This is a genomic window from Novosphingobium sp. DS6-6, assembly GCF_057784975.1.
Genome location: NZ_JBYNTS010000006.1, coordinates 109,372 through 129,331, shown reverse-complemented (window position 1 = coordinate 129,331; position 19,960 = coordinate 109,372). Strand labels below are relative to the sequence as shown.

At 64.4% G+C, this 19,960-nt stretch carries 21 protein-coding genes and 1 tRNA gene; 9 read left to right on the top strand and 13 right to left on the bottom strand.

Annotated elements, in window-relative coordinates; genetic code table 11:
* Nucleotides 1-141: 141 nt before the first annotated feature.
* Nucleotides 142-324: a transcriptional regulator domain-containing protein gene (locus tag AC3EDY_RS09460; protein WP_488572241.1), complete on the bottom strand. Its 183-nt coding sequence runs from the start codon at nt 322-324 to the stop codon at nt 142-144.
* A 224-nt stretch (nt 325-548) separates the two neighbouring features.
* Between AC3EDY_RS09460 and AC3EDY_RS09455 the strand changes: the two genes are divergently transcribed.
* The 7 genes from AC3EDY_RS09455 (at nt 549) to AC3EDY_RS09425 (ending at nt 6,179) form a co-directional block, all read left to right on the top strand.
* Nucleotides 549-1,307: a LuxR family transcriptional regulator gene (locus tag AC3EDY_RS09455; RefSeq protein WP_488572240.1), complete on the top strand. Its 759-nt coding sequence runs from the start codon at nt 549-551 to the stop codon at nt 1,305-1,307.
* Nucleotides 1,308-1,364: 57 nt separating this feature from the next.
* On the top strand, nt 1,365-1,982 hold the full coding sequence (locus tag AC3EDY_RS09450; protein ID WP_488572239.1) for an acyl-homoserine-lactone synthase: 618 nt from the start codon (nt 1,365-1,367) through the stop codon (nt 1,980-1,982).
* 16 nt (nt 1,983-1,998) lie between these two features.
* Entirely contained in the window at nt 1,999-2,871 is an 873-nt protein-coding gene (locus AC3EDY_RS09445; RefSeq protein WP_488572238.1) for a phytanoyl-CoA dioxygenase family protein, read from the top strand.
* Nucleotides 2,868-3,476 carry a GntR family transcriptional regulator gene (locus AC3EDY_RS09440; RefSeq protein WP_488572237.1) on the top strand — a complete coding sequence of 203 codons (609 nt, stop codon included), beginning with the start codon at nt 2,868-2,870 and terminating at the stop codon, nt 3,474-3,476. Before AC3EDY_RS09445 ends, AC3EDY_RS09440 begins: the two co-directional genes overlap by 4 nt.
* Nucleotides 3,477-3,589: 113 nt before the next feature.
* Entirely contained in the window at nt 3,590-3,709 is a 120-nt protein-coding gene (locus tag AC3EDY_RS09435) for a benenodin family lasso peptide (RefSeq protein ID WP_129927693.1), read from the top strand.
* Between the two features lie 20 nt (nt 3,710-3,729).
* Nucleotides 3,730-4,440, top strand: a complete 711-nt coding sequence (locus tag AC3EDY_RS09430) for a lasso peptide biosynthesis B2 protein (protein WP_488572236.1) — start codon at nt 3,730-3,732, stop codon at nt 4,438-4,440.
* Nucleotides 4,437-6,179 (top strand): asparagine synthase-related protein, encoded by a 1,743-nt coding sequence (locus AC3EDY_RS09425; protein WP_488572235.1) that lies wholly within the window; start codon nt 4,437-4,439, stop codon nt 6,177-6,179. Before AC3EDY_RS09430 ends, AC3EDY_RS09425 begins: the two co-directional genes overlap by 4 nt.
* A 317-nt stretch (nt 6,180-6,496) precedes the next feature.
* Here the strand turns inward: AC3EDY_RS09425 and AC3EDY_RS09420 are convergent, their stop codons facing one another.
* The 6 genes from AC3EDY_RS09420 to AC3EDY_RS09395 form a co-directional block, all read right to left on the bottom strand.
* Nucleotides 6,497-6,817, bottom strand: coding sequence for a helix-turn-helix domain-containing protein (locus tag AC3EDY_RS09420; protein ID WP_488572234.1), 321 nt, complete (start codon nt 6,815-6,817; stop codon nt 6,497-6,499).
* Between the two features lie 10 nt (nt 6,818-6,827).
* Nucleotides 6,828-7,136 (bottom strand): type II toxin-antitoxin system RelE/ParE family toxin, encoded by a 309-nt coding sequence (locus AC3EDY_RS09415; RefSeq protein WP_488572233.1) that lies wholly within the window; start codon nt 7,134-7,136, stop codon nt 6,828-6,830.
* Between the two features lie 121 nt (nt 7,137-7,257).
* A complete protein-coding gene (locus AC3EDY_RS09410) occupies nt 7,258-9,378 on the bottom strand; it encodes an Atxe2 family lasso peptide isopeptidase (protein ID WP_488572232.1) in 2,121 nt (706 codons plus the stop codon).
* Nucleotides 9,372-11,942, bottom strand: coding sequence for a TonB-dependent receptor domain-containing protein (locus AC3EDY_RS09405; protein ID WP_488572231.1), 2,571 nt, complete (start codon nt 11,940-11,942; stop codon nt 9,372-9,374). Before AC3EDY_RS09405 ends, AC3EDY_RS09410 begins: the two co-directional genes overlap by 7 nt.
* Nucleotides 11,943-12,043: 101 nt before the next feature.
* Nucleotides 12,044-13,033 (bottom strand): FecR family protein, encoded by a 990-nt coding sequence (locus AC3EDY_RS09400; RefSeq protein WP_488572230.1) that lies wholly within the window; start codon nt 13,031-13,033, stop codon nt 12,044-12,046.
* Nucleotides 13,026-13,793: an RNA polymerase sigma factor gene (locus AC3EDY_RS09395; protein WP_488572229.1), complete on the bottom strand. Its 768-nt coding sequence runs from the start codon at nt 13,791-13,793 to the stop codon at nt 13,026-13,028. Before AC3EDY_RS09395 ends, AC3EDY_RS09400 begins: the two co-directional genes overlap by 8 nt.
* A 281-nt stretch (nt 13,794-14,074) precedes the next feature.
* Here AC3EDY_RS09395 and AC3EDY_RS09390 point away from each other — a divergent pair, with 281 nt between their 5' ends.
* Nucleotides 14,075-15,223, top strand: coding sequence for a hypothetical protein (locus AC3EDY_RS09390; RefSeq protein ID WP_488572228.1), 1,149 nt, complete (start codon nt 14,075-14,077; stop codon nt 15,221-15,223).
* A gap of 36 nt (nt 15,224-15,259) precedes the next feature.
* On the opposite strand, the gene AC3EDY_RS09385 is transcribed toward AC3EDY_RS09390, so the two are convergent.
* Nucleotides 15,260-16,519 carry a tyrosine-type recombinase/integrase gene (locus AC3EDY_RS09385; RefSeq protein ID WP_488572227.1) on the bottom strand — a complete coding sequence of 420 codons (1,260 nt, stop codon included), beginning with the start codon at nt 16,517-16,519 and terminating at the stop codon, nt 15,260-15,262.
* 126 nt (nt 16,520-16,645) lie between these two features.
* A tRNA-Leu gene (locus AC3EDY_RS09380) sits at nt 16,646-16,732 on the bottom strand.
* 264 nt (nt 16,733-16,996) lie between these two features.
* On the opposite strand from AC3EDY_RS09380, the gene AC3EDY_RS09375 reads away from it, so the two are divergent.
* Nucleotides 16,997-17,941 carry a complex I NDUFA9 subunit family protein gene (locus tag AC3EDY_RS09375; protein WP_488572226.1) on the top strand — a complete coding sequence of 315 codons (945 nt, stop codon included), beginning with the start codon at nt 16,997-16,999 and terminating at the stop codon, nt 17,939-17,941.
* Nucleotides 17,942-17,959: 18 nt separating this feature from the next.
* On the opposite strand, the gene AC3EDY_RS09370 is transcribed toward AC3EDY_RS09375, so the two are convergent.
* From AC3EDY_RS09370 to AC3EDY_RS09355, 4 genes are all read right to left on the bottom strand, one after another.
* Nucleotides 17,960-18,631, bottom strand: a complete 672-nt coding sequence (locus AC3EDY_RS09370) for a glutathione S-transferase family protein (RefSeq protein ID WP_488572334.1) — start codon at nt 18,629-18,631, stop codon at nt 17,960-17,962.
* Between the two features lie 135 nt (nt 18,632-18,766).
* Nucleotides 18,767-19,021 (bottom strand): hypothetical protein, encoded by a 255-nt coding sequence (locus AC3EDY_RS09365; protein ID WP_488572225.1) that lies wholly within the window; start codon nt 19,019-19,021, stop codon nt 18,767-18,769.
* A 64-nt stretch (nt 19,022-19,085) separates the two neighbouring features.
* Nucleotides 19,086-19,529, bottom strand: coding sequence for a chemotaxis protein CheW (locus AC3EDY_RS09360; protein WP_488572224.1), 444 nt, complete (start codon nt 19,527-19,529; stop codon nt 19,086-19,088).
* Between the two features lie 44 nt (nt 19,530-19,573).
* Nucleotides 19,574-19,945, bottom strand: coding sequence for a response regulator (locus AC3EDY_RS09355; protein ID WP_022677527.1), 372 nt, complete (start codon nt 19,943-19,945; stop codon nt 19,574-19,576).
* Nucleotides 19,946-19,960: the final 15 nt, after the last annotated feature.

Here is a 19,960-nt window from a genome sequence, read left to right as displayed (position 1 = left end):
GTCAACCAGCCGGCGACTCGTTCCAGATCGAGACCGTCGGGATCGGCGCGATCAGTAGGGATCGCTATAACGGAAAGGGTCGCGGGATCGAGATCGGCATGCCAGATAATCCGCGCCTCGGGTGCCGACCGGGCCGGGTCTTCAGCGAAAGTGCAACCCCCACGCGCGCGGATCGACGCGGCCGCGGGTAACGCTGCTCGCCCGGGCATGCCAGGCGATATAAGCAGGATCGCGACGCAGCCACTCCCACATGATCCCGGCGCGATCGATACCGCGCAGCTGTGCATAGGCGGTGGTCTCGCGCCACGCCTGCAGCGGCGTCACGGGCCGAAATCCACAAACAGCGCTGAGGGATATATGCTGCAGGGCACCAGACAACTTCTGCGCGCCTCCACAATATGATATGAAAATTTCATGACAGGAGTCGCCCGGCAACGGCTTGAGGCCCCGCCGCCTGGCCCATAGGACCAAGAAAGGGCGATCGCCGGAATCCGGGCAGCACGAGACCCCGCCGACGGTCGAGACAGAACCAGATGCCTTGTTCGGGCATGGCGATGCAGCTTGCGCGCATCGTCGAAACGGTCGGCAGTGCGGATGAGCTTGCGGCGACCATGGCCGCCATCAGCGTGGAGCTGGGCTTCCAGTATTTCGCGCTCAGCCATCATGTCGACGTAGCCACGGCGGGTGACGCGGCGATCCGGCTGCATAATTATCCGCAGCGTTGGGCGGACTATTATGACGCGAACGCTCTGGCCGTGAGCGACCCGGTGCATCGCGCCAGCCATGTCACAAGCATCGGCTTCCCATGGTCGCAGATGGCGGCAATGATCCCGCTGACGCCGGGCGACCATCGGATACTGACGCTCGGCCGCGCTCAGGGCATCGGCGATGGCTTCACCGTTCCGGCCCATGTTCCCGGCGAAGCGCGCGGTTCCTGCTCCTTTGCGAGCGAAGCGGGGCGGCCGCTGTCGCAGGTCATGCTGCCGATGGCGCAACTCGCCGGCAATTTCGCATTCGAAGCGGCGCGCCGATTGTGGATGGGACGCGGCGGGCTCTTGCCGCGTCCGGGGCCGGCACTGACCGACCGGCAGCGCGACTGCGTCCTGTGGGTCGCGCGCGGCAAGGGCGACTGGGAGATCAGCCGCATCCTGGGGATCAGCGAAGAGACGGTGGCCCGGCATATCAAGCAGGCCTGCGAGCGCTACGGCGTGAACAAGCGGACATTGCTGGTAATCCGGACGCTGTTCGACGGAACACTCACCTTCTCGGATATCTTCCGCCGTCGCTATGCCCCTTTTCGGGCATAGCGCTGCGACCGGCATCTCGCCGACCCTCGGCCGATCACGGCCAAGGGAGCAAGAGCCATGCTGCATATCCTGCAATCCGCCCCGCCGTCTGCGTCGGACGCGGCGCTGCGCGCGATGTTCGCCGCGCGCAAGTCGGTCTTCGTCGACCTGCTCAAATGGGACGTGCCGGTTCTTGAGGGACGCTATGAAATCGACCAGTTCGACGATCTCAACGCCATCTATCTGATCCTCGCGGAGCCCGACGGGGCGCACCTGGGCTCGGCGCGTCTGCTGCCGACCATGCGTCCGCACATTCTCGACAGCCTCTATCCAGACCTGTGCGAGGACATGCCGCCGCGCGCGCCTGACATCTACGAGATCACCCGCTTCTGCCTCGACCGCCGGCTGCGCGCGGCCGATCGCCGCGCGGTGCGCGACACGCTGGTGACCGCGCTCGTCGATCATGCGCTGGATCATGGCATCACCGGCTACAGCGCGATCGCCGAAATGAGCTGGTTCCAGCAGATCCTCGCCTTCGGCTGGCGCTGCCGCCCGCTCGGACTGCCGCAAGTCGCCGGTGGCGCGAAGTTGGCGGCGCTGCGCATCGACATCGCTCCAGAAACGCCCGGCCTGCTCGCCGCAGCTGGCATCCAGGCGGCACCGGCCGTCCGGGACAGCCAGCGCATCGCGGCCTGAGACGAGGAGAAAGACGATGATCGACAGGATCGACGACGAGATTGCCCGCAGCGCGCGCGACCTTCTCGACCATGGCTGGTGCGTCCTTCCCGATGCCCTGCCGCCCGCGCAGATCCACGCGCTCGACGATGAACTGGCGGGCGATTTCGCGGCGACGCCGTTCGGGCAAGGCGGCTTCTACGGCAGCACCACCAAGCGGTTCGGCCGCCTGCTCACGCGCGCGGCCGGCGCCGCGGCGCTGGTCCAGCACCCACGCATTCTCGGTATCGTCGAGGCCGTGCTCGCGCCCTGGTGCGAGTGCATCCAGCTCAATACCACCCAGGCGATCGCGGTCCATCCCGGCGCGCCGGCGCAACTGCCGCACCGCGACCAGGATATGTGGCGGGGACCGGTCGGCGAGATCGAATATCTCGTCAATGTGATGTGGCCGCTGACTGATTTCACGGAGGAGAACGGCGCCACGCGTGTCTGGCCGGAGAGCCATGGCGTCAACGCGCTCGCCGAGCCGGACGGCGCACCTGTCGCTGCCGAGATGGCTCCCGGCGCGGCGCTTCTGTTCCTCGGCTCGACCCTCCACGGCGCGGGTGCCAACCGCACGCGGGACGTGCGACGCGGGATCGTGATCGGCTATGCACTGGGCTGGCTCAAGCCCTATGAAAACCAATGGCTCGCCTATCCGCCCGAGGTCGCGCGCGCGTTCCCGCCCGATCTGGCGGCGCTGGTCGGCTATCGCCAGCATCGGCCCAATCTCGGCAATTTCGAGGGGCAATGCCCTTCGGTGCTGCTGGGCGGGCGCGCGGACCAGCCGCTTGGCGCCGTCGATGCGCTCCGGCCCGACCAACAGGTGCTGGTCGATGCCTATGCACGGGAACAGCGAGAAGCGCAGTGAACGCCGGGGCGACCGCCGAACGGGTCCATGAGACGCTGCGCCTCCGGATCATGAGCCGTGAATTCCGACCAGGCGACCGGCTCGATCCGGCGGTGCTGGCCGCGCCGCTCGCCGCGAGCGTGACGCCCGTGCGCGACGCGCTACACCGACTGACCGGTGAGGGTCTGGTGGAGACACGTACCGCCGGCGGCTTCCATCTCCCTGCGCTCGATGAACCGGGCCTTGCGGATCTCTACGACTGGTCGGCCGACCTCGTCCTGCTTGCCATCAACGCATGGCGACACCCGGCCGCACTTCCGCCCCTTGGCGACCTCGCGGACGACGCGGGCCTGGCCGACCGGACTGCGGCGACGTTTCTGGCCGTCGCCCGCCATTCCGCCAATCGCGAGCATGCGCTTGCAATCGACCGGCTCAATGCCCGCCTTCACGCCGTCCGAACCATCGAAGAACATGTACTCGATGGAACCGGCGCCGAACTGCAGGCGCTGTGGCAGGCCGTCAGGATCGCCGAACGCCGGGACCTCAAAACCCTGTCTCACAGCTATCATCGCCGCCGCCGCCGCGCTGCCGCCGACATCGTGCGGGCCGTGTACCGCGCGGACTGACGCCCACCGCCGGCCAAACAAAATCGATATCAAATCCGTATAAAGTTCGAATACCCGACCGCCCTCCTTAGTCTGCCATGGCTGCATTTCGCAGCAGGACGAAGGAGTGCATCATGGAACGTGAAGACGAAGTGATCGACCTCGGCACCGCCAGCATTGAAACCAAGGGCGGCGCCGGCCTCGTCATCGATGCCAAGAACGGCCAGCAGCTCTTCGGCATTGCCGACGACTGACGGCGTCGGCGCGCGGTCCCATGGGATCGCGCGCCGATACAGGCTGCGATCCTGGGCGTTCGATCATGGGCTTCACCCTTCGCAATGGCATCTCCTTCTGCCGCGTCGGCGAGCGGATCATCTTTCTCGATATCATGGCAGACAGGTATTTCTGCCTTTCGCCAGACGCCGAGCACAGCTTCCTCGCGCTGGCAGAAGGCGGCGCTCGGCCGCCAGACGATGTGCATATCCAGGGACTGCTGGCGCGCGGCCTGCTGATGGCGTCGGCGGCTCCGGAGGCACCGGTCGCCTGCCGCCCGATCGTGATCCCGCAGACGAGTATTCTCGATCTGGACCTTCCGCGGCCCGGCTTCGCTGGGACGACCAGCGCCCTGTGCTGCCTTGCCGCCTCGCGCGTACGATTGAAGATGGCGGGTCTTGGCCGGACCCTCTCCTGGCTGTCGACCCGCAAGTCGCGCTTGCCGACGTCCCGTGCCCTGCCGGAAGGGCAGATAGAGCGGATCATGGCCGGGTTCGTTTCGGCGGCGCACATCGCCAGCCAGATCGACCTCTGCCTTACGAACTCCATCGCGGTGGCATCGCGCATGATCGCGAACGGCATGCGGCCAGATGTCATGCTGGGGGTGCAGCTCGGACCATTCTCCGCCCACTGCTGGGTTCAGCACGAGGACCGGATCGTCAATGACCGCGCCGACATGGTGCGGACCTTCACGGCGATCCTGGTCCTATGACAGGGCGCCGCTTTCTCGCGCTGATCGCGATTACCACCGAGCCTCTTCCTACGGGGCAGATCGAGAGGGCGCGCAAGGCTGCGGCATCGCTCGTGCCGCTGATCGAAACCGACCGCTTCATGCTGTGGAGCAACCACCGGCATGGGATCACACAGGCTGGCAGCCATGCGATAGTCGGTGAGCTGTTCGATCGTGGCGGCACGCGGCCGGAAACCACGCTTGACGATGTGGCATGGACGGCGATCGCCCGGTCGCGTGGCGAGAGACTGATCGAACGCTATTGGGGCAGCTATGTCGCTTTCACGACCGACGATAGGTGCATCGCGGTCGTACGTGCGCCGATGGGCGACCTGGGATGTTATCATGCCCGGGACGGCGATGTCCTTCTGGTCGCGTCTGATCTGGCCTTGCTCTCGGACTGCGGATGTCGCTTCGCCATCGATCGCGGCGCTCTTGCGCGTCACATCGCCTATCCCGAATGGCGGCGCAGCGAGACCTGCCTCGACGGGGTGGAGGAACTGCGCGGCGGCGATCGCCTGCTCGTCTCGGCGAACGGGGTAGAATGCGAGACATTATGGTCGCCCTGGGCCTTCGTTGCTCGGGACCGGGTGATCGACGATCCCGGGGAGGCGGTTCTCGCCGTGCGCAACGCGGTGCATCTTGCCGTGCGCGCCCGCGCCGCCGGCCATGATCGAGCCGTGCTGCTGCTCTCCGGTGGCCTCGATTCGGCGATCGTGGCCACCAGCCTTAAAGCGGCAGGCACGGAGGTGATCGGCCTCAACCTCATCGGCGACGACGCGGCAAGCGACGAGAGGCGCTATGCCGAGCAGGTCGCCCGGTCGTCCGGTATCGAACTGCTGACGCGGACGTTCGATTTGGACTGCCTCGATGTCCGCCGCTCGGGTGCGGCGCATATGCCCTATCCGGTGCATCGCTGTTTTACCCAGGCACAGGACATGATTGCGGCCGACACCGCAGAGCGATGCGGAGCCGATATACTCATCGATGGCGGGGGCGGCGACAATGTCTTCTTCGCTTCGCGCACCGTCTCGATCCTCGCCGACTGCCTCGTCACCGGCGGTTTCGGCAGGAAGTTCCGGGACGCCGCACGGACACTCGGCGACCTTGGCCAGACCGGGACATGGGCACTGGCTTGGCGCGCGGCGCATCGCGCCTGGTTGCGCTCGCCAGCCCCACGCCAGCCGCCGGCAGTCGCGTTTCTCTCCGATGCGGCAAGGTCGATCGTCGCCGACACCCTCGCGCACCCCTGGTTCCTGCCGCCGACGAGTGTCCTCCCCGGCCGGGCGAGCCATGTTGCCCTGCTTGCCCCGGCGCAGAATCTGGTGGAAGCGATCAATGCCCAGGCGCCGCACCGCACGATTTCACCGCTGGTCTCGCAGCCCGTGGTCGAAGCCTGCCTGCGGGTTCCGAGCTGGCATTGGCTCGCACTTGGACGGGACCGGGCCATTGTACGCCGCGCCTTCGCGCCGGATCTGCCCAAGGAAATCATCTCGCGCCGGTCGAAGGGCACGCCCACCGGTTTCGTCGCGACAATCTTCGACCGGCAACGGCAGGCGATCCGCAACATGCTGCTCGGCGGGCACCTGGCCAACTTCGGCCTTATTGATGAAGCCAAGCTCACGCAGGCGCTATCAGCGCCTGGCCCGGTTCGCGATCTGAGCTTCGTGCGGATCATGGAATTGGTCGATGCCGAGGCCTGGGCGGCGGCGGAATTTTAAGGACAACAACCGTGTGCGGAGCTTTGGCGCCTTCGTGAATGTGGAACAAACGCTTCGCCGTTCACCGTTGCCCCGATCGCCGGAGCATGGGACTTTCTTCCCGTCATTTTCGATGCGCTCTTTGAACGGCGGCTTCCGCTGGAAGCGGGCAAACCATGGCTACCAGAACAGCCCACCTACGATGTGCTAATTCAGTGAATTTCCATTTTGCTGTTTTGGAGAAGCGGCAGGCGGTAAATGCCCTCTCGTGTTCAGTCGATTAGCATTTACCACCTTACCGGTAAGACGATCTCAAGCGAAGATCGGGGGCGGCGCGATTAGGCTGTTTCCAGTACCTGCAGCGTGCTAACCCCCTCGTGACGGGGCCTGACCCGGATCTCGACATCGTGACCGAGTCTCCGAAGGCCTTCTGTGATGTAAGCCTCGCTGATGCCGTCAAAGCGGCCGCGAAGGATTTTGGAGAGCTTGGGTTGTGGCATGCCCGTGAGAGATGAAGCAGCGGTTTGCGTCAGACCTAATTCAATCATGCTGCGCTGAAGCGCAGCGGCGAGCTTGGACTTCACGAGACGCTCCTCGGGACCGGAGAGACCAAGATCCGCAAAGACGTTACCACTGGAAGTTACATGCTCGATGATCATGTCTGGGTCCTTAGATGTCCTGTTTGCGTTGTGCCCTCTTCTCAGCTGCCAACTTTTGGGCGGCTTTGAAACGGGTTTCGATTGTTTCTTTCACGTGCTTCGGAACAGCGATGCCGCTCGTCGACTTTTTCTGGAAAGCGTGAAGGACGTAGATGTCGTCGTCAATGTTGACGTTGTAGATACAGCGGTAGGTGTCGCCATCGTGCCGTTCAATGAGTTCAATACTCGGGCAGTAAGGCTTTGCATTTACATGTCTTAATCCATTCTGGGCCAAAAAGAGGCCGTGGCCGAACTCACTCCGACCGGCTTGGGAAGACAATGAGAGTGGCGAGTAATGCCAACCGGTTGCGTGCATGCAGTTCACTAAGGTTGAACCGCCCCGGGATCGCCGGAGGCCATTCGATTTTCTGCCTTAAACAGGTCAGGCGGATATCAGCAAATCAGCGGACTGGAACCGGCTCAGGTGAGGGCTGCGCACCGGATCGCATGGCGCGCCATCGGCGATATTGCGCGATCTTTGCGGCATTCGGATCCTCCCGGCCTTGAAGCCAGAAGGAGAACCAGTCCAAATTGCGCTCATAGACGGCGCGCCGGTGGATCGGCTGCCATTTCACGTGAAATTCGTCCGGATAGACATACATCTCCACCGGCTTGTTCTGCTCGTGAAGGGCGCCGAAGGCTTCGAGCGCCAGCCGGTACTCATTGTCGGCGAGTTGCATGAGCAGCGGCGTATCGATCCGGGCCGCATTACGGGCCAGCGACATGTCGCGCCAGAAGCCTGGATTGTCCCGGGTCGCGGGCGGATAGCCCATGCCGTGCAGCCACTCCGCCCAGGCGATGCCGCCATAGGTGGCCGTGGTGTTGGGTTCCATGCAACAGGTGCTGAGCGCCGCGGCTGCAAATGCCTTCGAATTGATCAAGGCGAAGGCAACGGTCGAAGCGCCGTCACTCAGGCCCGTGATGCCTACGCGCGCGGGATCAATGTCGCCACGATCAACTGCCATGCGCACGCCGGTGAGGACCGATGACAGCAGGCTGCGGCGTTCGCCCCAATCCTTCTGGTTGGCGGCATTGATCTCATACCAGGTCTTGAGCTGGGGAAAGGCCGCGGCGAAGAAATTGGGCCGCTCGGTACTGAGCACGGCGATCCCGCGCTGGGCGAGCAGGAAGATCGGATAATCGTCGCCGGTGCCACCGCGCAGGAAGCCGTCGCTATGATATTGTACGACAACCATCGGCAATTTCTCTCCGGGCTTGTGCCCTGGTGGCAGGACAAGGTCACCCCATGCTTCCAGCCCAAGATTGTTGCGCCATCTGAGCCGAGTGACGGAACCCAGGCGAATGCCGGAAAATTCGGGATTGGGATCGAAAATGGTGCGCATCCGGCCGTTCGCGGTGTTGATGGCAACCACCTTGCGCGGCATGCTGCTGTCCTCGCGGGTGCAGACCAGTTCTGTACCAGCCATCACGCAACCGTGCAGCACATCGGTTGTGCGCAACAGGGCGGTCGGACGGGCAGCGCCGGGTCGCCAGCGATAGAGCGCCATCGCTTCCTTAGCCCAGCCTTCCCGGCGCAGAATGAGCACCGATGCGCCTTGCCACCAAAGGGAGACGATACCGCCGGCACAGGCCTCGGCATCGCAGCGCCGACTGCTGTCGCCGTTCGTGACGACGAGCCTCGCGGGCGTCAGCGGCGAACTGTCCGGACGCTCAAGATGCGCCTTGCGGCCGTCATCACCGATGGCTTCCGAATCCACCGGCATGTCGGCGGGCGCGGCGCGTTCGATTGCCGCTTGCTCCGCAGCATCTGCTGGCACGGCTGCGCCGGTACGCAAATCGACGGCGCTGACCTCCAGCGCTTCGGTGGCCGGGGTGAGCGGCCGCGCGGAAATCTCTGGCGAGACCCTGCGGTCGTACAGCCAGCCTGACTGGCCTTCGCGATCCAATTCCGCCTGAAGGGCCGCCGCTCCCTTGTGCGTGCCATAGAGCAGCCGAGTCCCATCCTTGCTCCAGGCCACGGCTTCGACATCGACGTCAGAGCGCGTGACGGCGCGCGCGCCGCCGCCGTCCGCCTGTGCTACCCACGCCTGCGTCACGCCATGGTCGCGGCGCAGATAGGCGAGCCTGCGCCCATCAGGGGACCAGGACGGAACGATGGTGCGCGTTGCGCCACTCGGCAGGTAAAAGCCGCGCTGCACGTCCATAATCTTGATGAGTTCGCCGCCCCGATCGACAATATCTGGTGAGCGGACACCCGTCAGTCCGCTGACGACCAGTGCGCGGCAATAGCTGTTCGTCGCGAGATCGGCGCGGTTGATGATATAGGCGATGCGGGTGCCATCGGGCGAGACCGCGAAAGGGCTCGGGCCATTGAAAACCGCGGAATCGGGATCGCCGATTTCGCGCAGCTGGATGAGGTCCGCTGCGGCAAGGTCGCGCTTCACGGTACTCGATGCTTCATGCGCGGGCAGCACGTCTTCGCAGTTCGCCCACGTCGTGGTGGGAAACAGCAGGCACAAGACCCCAAGGCCGAGGCAGCCCCTGATATTGGCGCTCACCATTGCCGGGTGATCCCGAAGGCGATCATCCGGCCGACAGGTGAATAATTGGTCGAGTCGTAAGGCGTGTCGTAGGGTATCGAAGTCGCGATCGGATCGGGCTTGTCATTGAAGAGGTTCTGGACCGACAGGCTGAATTCGAGCTTCCCGAGCGGTGCCTCGGTATCGACCCGGTAGCGCGCGGTGAGGTCGAGCGTAGTCATCGAATCGATGCGCACGGCCGGTGTCGAGCGGGTGTCACTGACACCGCCGGTGTAATTGCCGTTGGCCGCCAGAGTGAGATTGCCACCAGTCCATGCGACGGCAGCCTGTCCGCGCCAATGGGGCGGATTGAAAATGGTGCCGGCAAGGTCGTAGATGGGCTGACCAGCGCTGAGTTGTTGGTCGCTCTCGATATAAGCGATGTCGAGTGAGAGGCGCAGTCGCTGGTCTGGCGCAATTGCGGCATTGTAGCTCGCCAGCACATCGACGCCCCTCGCGCGCTGCCGACCGGCATTGAGATTGGCATTGTCGACAATCGCGACGACGTTCGCCGGATCGTAGGGCACGCCGGTGATGTTGAGGAAGGTGCCAGCACTGGCAATGGCGGCCGCTTGTTGAGTAGCGCTCGGGTTGAGGATGATCTGGTCTGCGTAGATCGGATTGCTCAAGGCCTGGGCCAGCGAGGTGATCGGGGATACGATCCGGTCGCGATAGCGTACGCTGAAATAGCTGACCTCGAGGCTCGCGCCCTGCAGTGCGCGCGGATGCAGGGCTAGCGTGGTCGACCACGTCGTCGCCTTTTCCGGCTTGAGATCGGGATTGCCACCGAGAACAAGAATGGCCCCCGCGCCTGCCGACGTCCCCGTCGCGCCCAGCGCTGCGGGAGGAAACAGGTAGACCGCGCGCGGCTGATATTGCTGATAGAGCGTTGGCGCCCGGAAGGATTTGCCCCAGCTTCCTTTCAAGCTGATATCGCGCGTCATCGCCCATGACAGACCGAGCTTGGGCGTGGCGACTTCGCCGATGCCGGGGTAGCGCTCATAGCGCAGGGCGGCACTGGCATCGACTTTGGTCATGAGCGGTAGATTCTGATCCGGGCCGATCAGGGGGAGGCTCAATTCCCCGAAAGCGAACAGATTGTCCTGGGCGGCGACGGTGTTGACCGCGCTTCCGGCCCCAACGAACCGCTGGAAGCCGATATCGCGATAGCCGCCGCCAACGGCGATCTTGGCGATGCCACCGGGCAGGCGGAAGAGGTCGCCATTGGCATTGAGTTCGATCGATTTGGCCGTGTTGCGATAGAAGCTGGGGCCGGAATCGCTGCAGACCCCCGAGGCACATTCGACCTGATGATAGTCGACCCGTTCCCTGCCGTAGGTCCCGCCAAGCGCAATCTGCCAGCCACCGGACAGATCGAGCGTAAGGGTCGGCGCGACACCGAAGGATTTGTCGACCGACGAGAAGGTCGCCTTGCCATCGTCGAGATCGCCACCTGCCACCGTTGGAAATGTCAGGTCGCTCCAGCGGATATTATAAAGCCCGTCGATCGAGAAGGTCAGGCCGCCGCCCAGGTCCTGATGTCCGCTGGCAACGACGCTGTGATGGCGCAGCGCCGGGTAAAGATCGAGCCCCGGGGAGCGTGTCGCAGCGTAGGACCGCTGGCTCGCACGGATCGCAGTGTTGCTGCCGTATTCATAGGCGGCGAACAGTCCGCCCGATGCCCATGTGCGACCCGCCAACGCGCCATATTGCTGCTGGAAATCGCCGCCGTCCGTCGTACCGGCAAGACGCGCGCTGGTTTCGAGGCCATTATAGTCCCGGCGCAGGATGACGTTGGCGACGCCGGCGACCGCGTCCGACCCGTAGATCGCCGAGGCGCCGTCCGGAACGACCTCGATGCGGTCGACCGCGGAAACCGGGATACCCGATACATCGACGCTCTGCCGAACAGCGGTATAGGCGAGACGCCGGCCGTTGAGCAGCGTGAGCGTCGCATCGCTTCCAAGACCGCGCAGATTGATGGATGATCCGCCACCCACGTCGACGCCGCTGGCGTCGGGGACATTCATGCCGATCCCGGGATTTTGCCCGCCTCCGAAGCTTTGCGGTATACGGCGGACGACATCGCCAAGGCCAGCCTGGCCGGAATCGCGAATTTCTTCCTGACCGATCCGGACGACCGGCGATGCAATCGCGGCCCCGCGCAGCCGGCTCCCCGTGACGACGATATCCTGCCCGTCATTTGTCGAACTCCCGTCACGGCTCGCGCGGGCTGGCCGCACGGCAAAGCCGCCATCGACAGGCGTGTAGGCCAGCCCGGATCGGTCGAGCAGGATGCGCAGCGCTTCCTCGACCGTGTAGGAACCGTGAAGCGCCGGGGCCTGCTTGCCTGTCACGATCTTGCTGTCGACCAGCACGGTAATGCCGGATTGAAGTGCCAGCGCTTTTAGCGACGCGCCCAAGTCTTGCGCCGGCACTTCAAAGGAATGGCGCTTTACGTCCTGGCCTCGCGCGACCGAAGGGCCTGCCACCAGCGCCACGGCAGCGATGCTGTTGAACAGATATCTTGCGTCAAATCGAACCATTACCCTGTGTCTCCCCCCTGGCCACGTCGTGGCTGGTTGGCGGGGAGACGCCGGGTTCTGAAAACCCACGACAGATTTTTTCAGCGAAGGATCAAAACGTCCTAAGGAGCGCGGCGAAGAAGGATCACGCCCGGATCGGTTCGGTCAATACCGAGCCCGAATGTCGCCGCCACGGCCCGGGCAAAGGCGTCCGGATTGCGCACCTGGAAGGCGCCGGTAACCGACAGGCGTGCCAGCCCAGGCTCGGCAAGGCGTATCTGGATGCGGTTGTAGCGGTTGATTGCGGCGATGGCATCGCCAAGCAGGCTGCCGTCCAGCGCCAACATGCCGGACACCCATTGGGTTTCGCCCGCCTGCGTAGGACGGGGCGTCTCAGCATTGTCCAGGTTTGCGGTCTGCCCCGCGGCTAGCGTTCGAGCAGTACGGGAGGTCACGTCACTTGTGCTGGTGAGATCGACCCGCCCCTCGATCACCGCAACCACGGGACTTCCGCTTTCCACGCTGACGTCGACTAGCGTGCTTCGTGCAACGACAGTGCCGCCGGGAACCGTAACGGTGAAGGGGCGATTGCCGTCCGGCGCAACGCGAAAGCGCGCGCGGCCTCTTTCTAGCGAGACCTTCCGTTCGTTGGCGGTAAGGGTGACGTGCACGCGCGTGGCGGTGTCGAGCGTGAGCTGCGATCCGTCCGCCAGCGATATGGTCCTGATTTCGCCCAGCGCGGTCTCATAGGTCGCGGCCTGCGCTGGAGAAACCAGCTCGAGAGGCGATCCATAGCGCACCAAGCCGACACTGCCGATCCCGAGCAGGACGACGACACTGAGGCTGGCAGCCGCAACATGGGTACTGTGCCGCATCAGGAAGGGTGCGCGAACCAGCTTCCGCGTGCGGCCCACCTCGCTGTCGGCCAGCAAGCGGCTATGCTGCCAATCGCGCTCGGCCTGCTCATAAGCGATCCGGTGACGCGGATCAGCAGCCATCCAGACGGCGAAGGCCCGCTCGACATCTGGGCGGACAGGTTCCCGCCGGCGCGCCAGCCAGTCCCCAGCGGCATCCCGGATGGCGCGCGGAATGGCACGGACTTCGTCAGCCATGATCGCTGAGGTGCCGCCCCAGTTGCTTGATGGCCCGGCTCATCTGCTTTTCCACGCCTCGCACGCTCAATCCCGTCTGTTTCGCGATTTCGGCGTAACTATAACCATCAAGGCGGCAAGCGAGAAATATTTGCCGGGTCAGCGGCTTGAGGCGCAGGACGGCCTGTTCGATACGAGCAAGGCGGTCGCGGGCCTCCAACGCGGCGACAGGATCCCCGCTTCCAATTTCGACATCGTCGATCGGCACATGGTGAGACTGGTGATTGCGGGCAGCGCTGCGGGCGTGATCGCGCAGGAGATTGTGCGCGGCCTCGCGCAGATAGGCTCCGGGCGACTGAATCGCGACCGCATCGGTCTGCGCACGCGCGACCAGACGAGTGAAGACCTGCTGGACGATCTCCTCGGCGCGGTCGTCCGGAGCGCGACGATCGAGGAAGCGCAGGAGCCGCGGCCGTTCGGCCCGGTACATCTCCTCGATAGCAGTCGCCGTCGATGGCACACGATCGTGCGTCGGCGGCAGCGGCTCGCCTTCGTCGAGCGGCAAGCGGGCCGCTCCTAGCGCAGGCCGCATGGCTTGCGGCGCAGCGCGCCGATCCTGGCTGTGGATCGCATCGATCGCATCTCCTCGCTCTGGCGAGGCGATGCCGGCGAAAGCCGGGTGTTGAGAACATGCACGAGCACATGCGCCAACGCCTTTGGCCGCGAACGGCTTGGACATGCGCGTCAGCCACCCGGCCGCACGATGGCGGATCCATTTCATCTCGCACGAGGTTCTCACGCCTCGGCGCCATGCATCGATGGCGCGCCTTCAGCTTATCGCAGCTCATCCAAGACGCAAGCCCGGCTCTGCGGGACAAGCCGATTTAAGGCTCTGAACACGCATAATATCCGTCAAATCGAGCAGCGTCACTGCCGATGAATTTTTCTTGTCGGGTATCTCTGAATCCGAGCGTCATGGAATGATGGCGAAACGGTTTTGAGCTGCGGATCGGCAGCTTCCGGCGTCCTCATGCATGTGGCTTTGGAGTGAAAGACTGTCCGATGGATATGCCCACCACGCCGTTGGTCCCTGTGCTGCTGTCCCGTACCGAACTTCACGCTCTGGTCTGGGCCGAACCTCTCCGCCACCTCGCAGGACGCTTCGGCATCTCGGACCAAAGTCTCGCCAAACTATGCGACCGTTTCGATATCCCGCGTCCTCGGTCTGGCCACTGGAACAAGGTCGCGGTCGGCAGGGAGATCGCCATGCCGGTCCTGCCGCCCGCGAAAGCCGGCCTGGACGAGACGATAGAAATTACGCCACGGTCGGCTGGCGGAGTGGCAATGGAGGGCGACGTTGCTCTTGCGGCGGCCCGCCAGAATGGGAAAGCGGTGCGCGTGGCGGAGCGGCTCTCGGATCCGCATCCCATCATTGCCGGCTGGCTTGCAAATCGAAGGGAGGCGATCGCCCGGGGCCGGCTGGTCTATGACATCTGGCCCAACCGGCCGGTCCGGGCTGCGCCTTTCACGCCCGTCGAACGGCGTCGCCTCGGGATATTGGACGCCCTGTTCAAAGCCTTGGAGGCAGAGAAGATCGCCATTGCCGAGACAGGCCGGCATGGTCCCGTGGCGCGGTGCGGGCAGGACGAGATCGCATTTCAACTCAGGCCCAGGCTCAAGGGAGTGCGCCAGCTCCTCACCGCCGAAGAGAGACGGTGGCATGGCTCCCGCAAGCAATACCGGCGAGAACTGGTCGAGACGGATGTGCTGGTCTTCGAGATCAAGCGCTGGCTGCCGGGCAACTTGCCCCGCGTCTGGCAGGACGGTCGCAAGGGTATGATCAAGGACAGGGTAGGCGACATAGTCGCGACTCTGCTTGCGGCATTCCCGATGATGGCGGCGGCGCGCGAACAGACCGAGGAGCGGCAGCGGCTGAGGGAGATCGAGGAACGGCGTCGCCAGATGCTGGCGCGGGAACTCAAGCTCGACCGCGACCGCTTCCGATGCTTCCTCGAGCAGGCCGGCAGATGGCGCGAAGCGGGACTGGCGCGGGATTTCCTCATGGCGCTGCGCGCTGCAATCCCGGCTCTTCATTGGAAATTGGCGGCAGGCCTGCCACCGAGTGGCTGGAATGGGCGCAAGGGCATGTGCAGGCCCATGACCCGCTCACCCAGGATTCGTCCGCCGTCTTCCGGTCGATCGCCGAACTGACGGAGAGTACCTACCGTGATCGTTAGGTTGGGAGCCTCAGGCGCGTCGGAAATTGGGCTTCAGAACCCTCGCGCCCTCGCGCATCTCGTCGAGCTGATCCGACCAGTACTGCATCATCCGCACGCGCTCGTCCCAATATTCGCCGCGCGTGTAGGCACGCCGGATGGCGTTGGTCTCCATATGCGCGAGTTGGCGTTCGATGGCGTCGGGATTGAACTTGCCCGTTTCGTTGAGCAGCGTTGCCGCCATCGCCCGGAAGCCGTGCGCCGTCATCTCCTCCTGGCCGAACCCGAGCGCGCGAAGGGCCGCGTTGACCGTGTTCTCGGACATCGGGCGACGCGGCGAGCGGAAAGAGGGAAAGCAATATCGTCCTGTGCCCGTCAGCTCCCAGAGCTGTTCGAAAAGCCCGACCACCTGCGTGGACAGCGGCACGCGGTGCGGCCGTCGCATCTTCATCTTCTGCTCGGGGATGTTCCAGACGGAGCGGTCGAAGTCGAATTCGCTCCACTCGGCCTGGCGCAGTTCACCCGGGCGCACGAACAGATGGGCCGACAGCCTGAGCCCGAGAAGGGTGATGGCATGGCCGGTATAGCCCTCGATCGCGCGCATGAGTTCACCGGCACCCTTGGGCGTCGTGATGGCTGCGAGATGCTTTGCCTTGGGAACGGTCAGCGCGCCACGAAGGTCACGCGCCGGATCGGTTTCGGCCCGCGTGGTCGCGATGGCGTAGCGGAACACGCGGCTCAGCACGCTGCGCATCCGCCGCGCGCTTTCATATCGGCCGGTTGCCTCGATCGAACGGAGCACGGCAAGCACTTCCTGGGCGGTGATCTTGGCGACGGGACGGTTGCCGATCTTGGGATAGGCCTTGGCGAGCAGCCAGCGGATCTTGCTGAGGGTGATTTCGGCCATCCCTTCGCGCTCCTGCTTGGCAACCCATTCCTCCGCAACCAGCTCGAAGCTGTTTTCCTCGGACAGCATCGCGCGCGCTTCGGCAAGCTTTGCTTCGTGCGAGGGATCGAGGCCGGCGGCGATCAGCTTGCGGGCTTCGTCGCGCCGCTTGCGCGCATCGGCGAGACCGACGTCGGGCCACGCGCCGAAGGAGAGAGTGCGCTGCTTGCCGAGATAGGCGTAGTTGAGACGCCAGAGCTTCCTGCCGTTCGGCTTGACGAGAAGATAGAGGCCGGCGCCGTCGGTGAGCTTGTATTCGCGCTCTCTCGGCTTGGCGCTCGTGACGGTCGTCGCGAAGAGTTTTCCCATGGTATCGGCCCGTCCATAAGGGGCCTTCGATACCATGCAGGATACCATATTTGTTCCCGATTGGTGCCGGATCAGCCCGGATTTGACCGGACGGTCTTAGCACGAAAAACGGCTGAAATCAGCCACTTTCGGGACGTTCCCGGACGCTGCCGGAAGAACAAATGGTGCCCAGAAGAGGACTCGAACCTCCACGCCCTTTCGAGCGCCGCCACCTGAAGACGGTGCGTCTACCAATTCCGCCACCTGGGCACTTTGCGTTCGGCAGGAGCAGCGCGGCCGCTCGCCGTTGGTGGACGGGCCAATAGGGACGAGGTGGGGGGGTGTCAACCTGGGTTTGGCCACTTTCGTACCATCTTTTTGCATGGCGGCCGTTTTTTGGTGCAGGCGGGCACTGAGGCCGATCGAGGGCATTGATGCGCTGGCCCCTGCTGTGCCAAGGCGGGGAACGCATGGTGCGGAGCGGCGCTGGCCGTTCCTGCCGGAAACCCGGGAAGTGGACAGGGCAGACAGGTTATGGGCAACGAGCGCGATCTGGAAGGCAAGCTGATCGTCCTGCTGGGTGGCAGCGGCTTTTTCGGCAATCATCTGGCGCAGGAACTGCTGGAGCGCGGCGCACGCTTGCGCGTCTGCAGCCGCCATGTTGAGCGGGCCTTTTCGATAAAGCCGCTAGGCATTCTGGGCCAGGTGCAGCTGTTGCGTGTCAACGTGCGCGACGAACGGGCGCTTGGCGCCGCGTTCTACGGCGCCGATGCCGTGGTCAACCTGGTGGGCGCATTCAAGGGTGATCTCGATGCCTTGCAGGGCCGCGGCGCGGGCCGCGTGGCCGCACTGGCCAAGGCGGCCGGCGCAACCGCCTTCGTGCAGGTTTCGGCCATCGGCGCCGATGCCGGGTCCAGAGTGGCCTATGCCCGCACCAAGGCCGAAGGCGAAGTGGCGGTGGCGCAGGCTTTTCCCGGGGCCGTGGTGGTGCGCCCTTCGGTGCTGTTTGGGCCAGACGATACGTTCCTGAATCTTTTCGCCAAAGTGATCAGCCAGCTGCCGATCGTGCCGGTGTTCGGGCCGGAGGCCCGGCTGCAGCCGCTGTTTGTCGACGATGCGGCTTGCGCGGTTGGCACGATCCTGGGCAATTTCGAGGCACACGCCGGCCGGACGTTCGAACTGGCCGGGCCCGAAGTGCTCACCATGATGGAAATCAACCGGCGCATTGCCCAGGCGCAAGGGCGCCATCCTTTGCTGGTGCCGGTGGACGATGCCCTCGCCGGCGTCTTTGCCAGCATTCCCGGAACACCGCTGTCGCGCAACCAGCTTGCGCTGCTGAAAGCCGGCAGCGTGGCGAGCGGCGCGCTGCCGGGGCTGGCGGAGCTTGGCCTGCGCGCACGGCCGCTGGGTCTGTTCCTCGACCGGTGGATGATCCGCTATCGCAAGGCGGGGCGGTTCGGGGTCAAAAGCCTGGGTTGAATACCCCGCTGCCCGGCGTTACGCGTTCACGTCGGCATAATGGGCGGGCGGCTGGATCACGTCCATCCGTTCGGATAGGAGCGGGCGGAAGCTGGGCCGGCTCTTGAATACGGCATACCAATCGCGCGCCTGCTCGTGCCCGTTCCAGTCGATACCGCCCAGGTAATCGGCAACCGAAAGCTGCGCGGCAGCTGCAAGATCGGCAAGGCTCATCGTCGATCCGGCCAGCCAGGGACGGTTGTCGATCAGGTGATCGATGTAATAGAGGTGATCGTGTGCCAGGCGCAGCGCCTCGCGCAGCACCCGCGAATCGGGTGACTGGCGATAGACCAGCCGCTTTTTCATGCGTTCTTCAAGCAGCGGCAGCGTGACATCGGCAAAGAAGTTCTCGTCGAACAGGGCGACAAGGCGGCGGATTTCCGCGCGGTTGGCCGCCGTGCCGTTGATCATCGGGTTCTTGTCGCTGGTTTCTTCCAGATATTCGCAGACAGCACGGCTATCCACCAATGTGATGCCGCGGGCTTCGTCGCGCAGCACCGGAGTGCGCACGGCCGGGTTCAGTTTCTGGAATTCCTCGCGATACTCCCAGGGGTTTTCGCGGATCAGTTCGTAGGGAATGCCCTTTTCGGCCATGAGCAGCCGCACCTTGCGGCTGAACGGGCAAAGGGGAAACTGGTAGAGCTGCCACATGCCATGCTCCATGGACGAGGGCCATGGGGCAAGTCCAGCGCTGGCGTAAAGGATCGACACAATTTTTGTTTCGCGCGGCCTTTCAAAAGGGCTGGGTGCATGGCTGCCGTCAGGAAGCCTGCCCGCCGCACCGCATCAATGAAACAACCGCAAGCGATCGCGCAGTACGTCTATCCCGATCTTCTCGATCGCGCTGACCGGGCAATCGGCCTCGAGCAGCATGGCCAGCGAACGCTGCTTCTGCGCCATGAGGTCGATCGCTTGCAGGACGTCCATATGGCGCATGGCGATGTCCATATCGGTGCACAGCCGTGCGCCGAGTTCTTCCACTTCCTGCGCAAGCTCTTCCAGAACCACGGCGATATGATGATGGGCCGCATCCTTGGTCATGGCGGTCGTCTCCGGCAGGCAGGCGGTCAGGTGGGCAGGCGGTCGGGCGGGCAGGTGGGGCGGATCAGGCTGCTTCGGCCATGGAATCGCTGTCGGCCAGGGCCGCCAGGTTGAGCACCATCACCATCTTGTCCTCGATCGCGGCAAGCCCTTCGAGGAAAGGCACCACCGTGTCGCTGCCCGAGGCGGGCGGTGGCGGTTGCATTGCCTCATCGGGCACGGTGACGATATCGCTGACCGAATCGACGATCCAACCGCCGATCTGGTTGCCCAGCTGGGTAACGATGATGGCATGGCGCGGCGTCGGCTCAGTGGCCCTCCAGCCCAGGCGCGCGGCAAGATCGACCACCGGCAGCACGGTGCCGCGCAGATTGACCACCCCTGCCACATAGGACGGTACGCGCGGGAGGCGCGTGGTGGGGGTCCAGGCGCGGATTTCGCGGATGGCCATGATGTTAAGCCCGAAGACCTGGCCTTCCACTTCGAACGTGATCAATTCGCGGATCATTTGATAGCTCCCTTGCAGATGCCGATGGCGATGGGCTGAGGCGATCAGTGCGAAACGCGGCGCACGGCCGCAACCAGCTTGGCCGGATCAAACGGCTTGACAATCCAGCCCGTGGCGCCGGCGGCGCGCGCGCGGGCCTTTTTCTCTTCCGAGCTTTCGGTGGTGAGCACCAGAATCGGACGGTCGCGGTGGCGGCTGCCTTCGCGGAGGCGTTCGATCAGGCCGAACCCGTCGAGCCGGGGCATGTTGATGTCGGTGATCACCACATCGACCTCGTTGAGCGCCAGCCAGTCGAGCGCGGCAATGCCGTCTTCCGCCTGGGACACATCGAAGCCTTGGGAGGTGAGCGCGTGATTGAGCAAAGCCCGCATCGACGGGCTGTCGTCTACGGTCAGGATCCGGGTGGTCGTGGTCATGCCTGGACTCGCTTT

Bases quoted from the DNA above. Each gene is read 5' to 3' on its own strand.
- AC3EDY_RS09455 (WP_488572240.1), top strand. From the start codon at position 549: ATGGCGATGCAGCTTGCGCGCATCGTCGAAACGGTCGGCAGTGCGGAT.
- AC3EDY_RS09450 (WP_488572239.1), top strand. From the start codon at position 1,365: ATGCTGCATATCCTGCAATCCGCCCCGCCGTCTGCGTCGGACGCGGCG.
- AC3EDY_RS09445 (WP_488572238.1), top strand. From the start codon at position 1,999: ATGATCGACAGGATCGACGACGAGATTGCCCGCAGCGCGCGCGACCTT.
- AC3EDY_RS09435 (WP_129927693.1), top strand. From the start codon at position 3,590: ATGGAACGTGAAGACGAAGTGATCGACCTCGGCACCGCCAGCATTGAA.
- AC3EDY_RS09430 (WP_488572236.1), top strand. From the start codon at position 3,730: ATGGGATCGCGCGCCGATACAGGCTGCGATCCTGGGCGTTCGATCATG.
- AC3EDY_RS09425 (WP_488572235.1), top strand. From the start codon at position 4,437: ATGACAGGGCGCCGCTTTCTCGCGCTGATCGCGATTACCACCGAGCCT.
- AC3EDY_RS09420 (WP_488572234.1), bottom strand. From the start codon at position 6,817: ATGATCATCGAGCATGTAACTTCCAGTGGTAACGTCTTTGCGGATCTT.
- AC3EDY_RS09410 (WP_488572232.1), bottom strand. From the start codon at position 9,378: ATGGTGAGCGCCAATATCAGGGGCTGCCTCGGCCTTGGGGTCTTGTGC.
- AC3EDY_RS09405 (WP_488572231.1), bottom strand. From the start codon at position 11,942: ATGGTTCGATTTGACGCAAGATATCTGTTCAACAGCATCGCTGCCGTG.
- AC3EDY_RS09400 (WP_488572230.1), bottom strand. From the start codon at position 13,033: ATGGCTGACGAAGTCCGTGCCATTCCGCGCGCCATCCGGGATGCCGCT.
- AC3EDY_RS09395 (WP_488572229.1), bottom strand. From the start codon at position 13,793: ATGAAATGGATCCGCCATCGTGCGGCCGGGTGGCTGACGCGCATGTCC.
- AC3EDY_RS09390 (WP_488572228.1), top strand. From the start codon at position 14,075: ATGGATATGCCCACCACGCCGTTGGTCCCTGTGCTGCTGTCCCGTACC.
- AC3EDY_RS09385 (WP_488572227.1), bottom strand. From the start codon at position 16,519: ATGGTATCGAAGGCCCCTTATGGACGGGCCGATACCATGGGAAAACTC.
- AC3EDY_RS09375 (WP_488572226.1), top strand. From the start codon at position 16,997: ATGGGCAACGAGCGCGATCTGGAAGGCAAGCTGATCGTCCTGCTGGGT.
- AC3EDY_RS09370 (WP_488572334.1), bottom strand. From the start codon at position 18,631: ATGTGGCAGCTCTACCAGTTTCCCCTTTGCCCGTTCAGCCGCAAGGTG.
- AC3EDY_RS09365 (WP_488572225.1), bottom strand. From the start codon at position 19,021: ATGACCAAGGATGCGGCCCATCATCATATCGCCGTGGTTCTGGAAGAG.
- AC3EDY_RS09360 (WP_488572224.1), bottom strand. From the start codon at position 19,529: ATGATCCGCGAATTGATCACGTTCGAAGTGGAAGGCCAGGTCTTCGGG.
- AC3EDY_RS09355 (WP_022677527.1), bottom strand. From the start codon at position 19,945: ATGACCACGACCACCCGGATCCTGACCGTAGACGACAGCCCGTCGATG.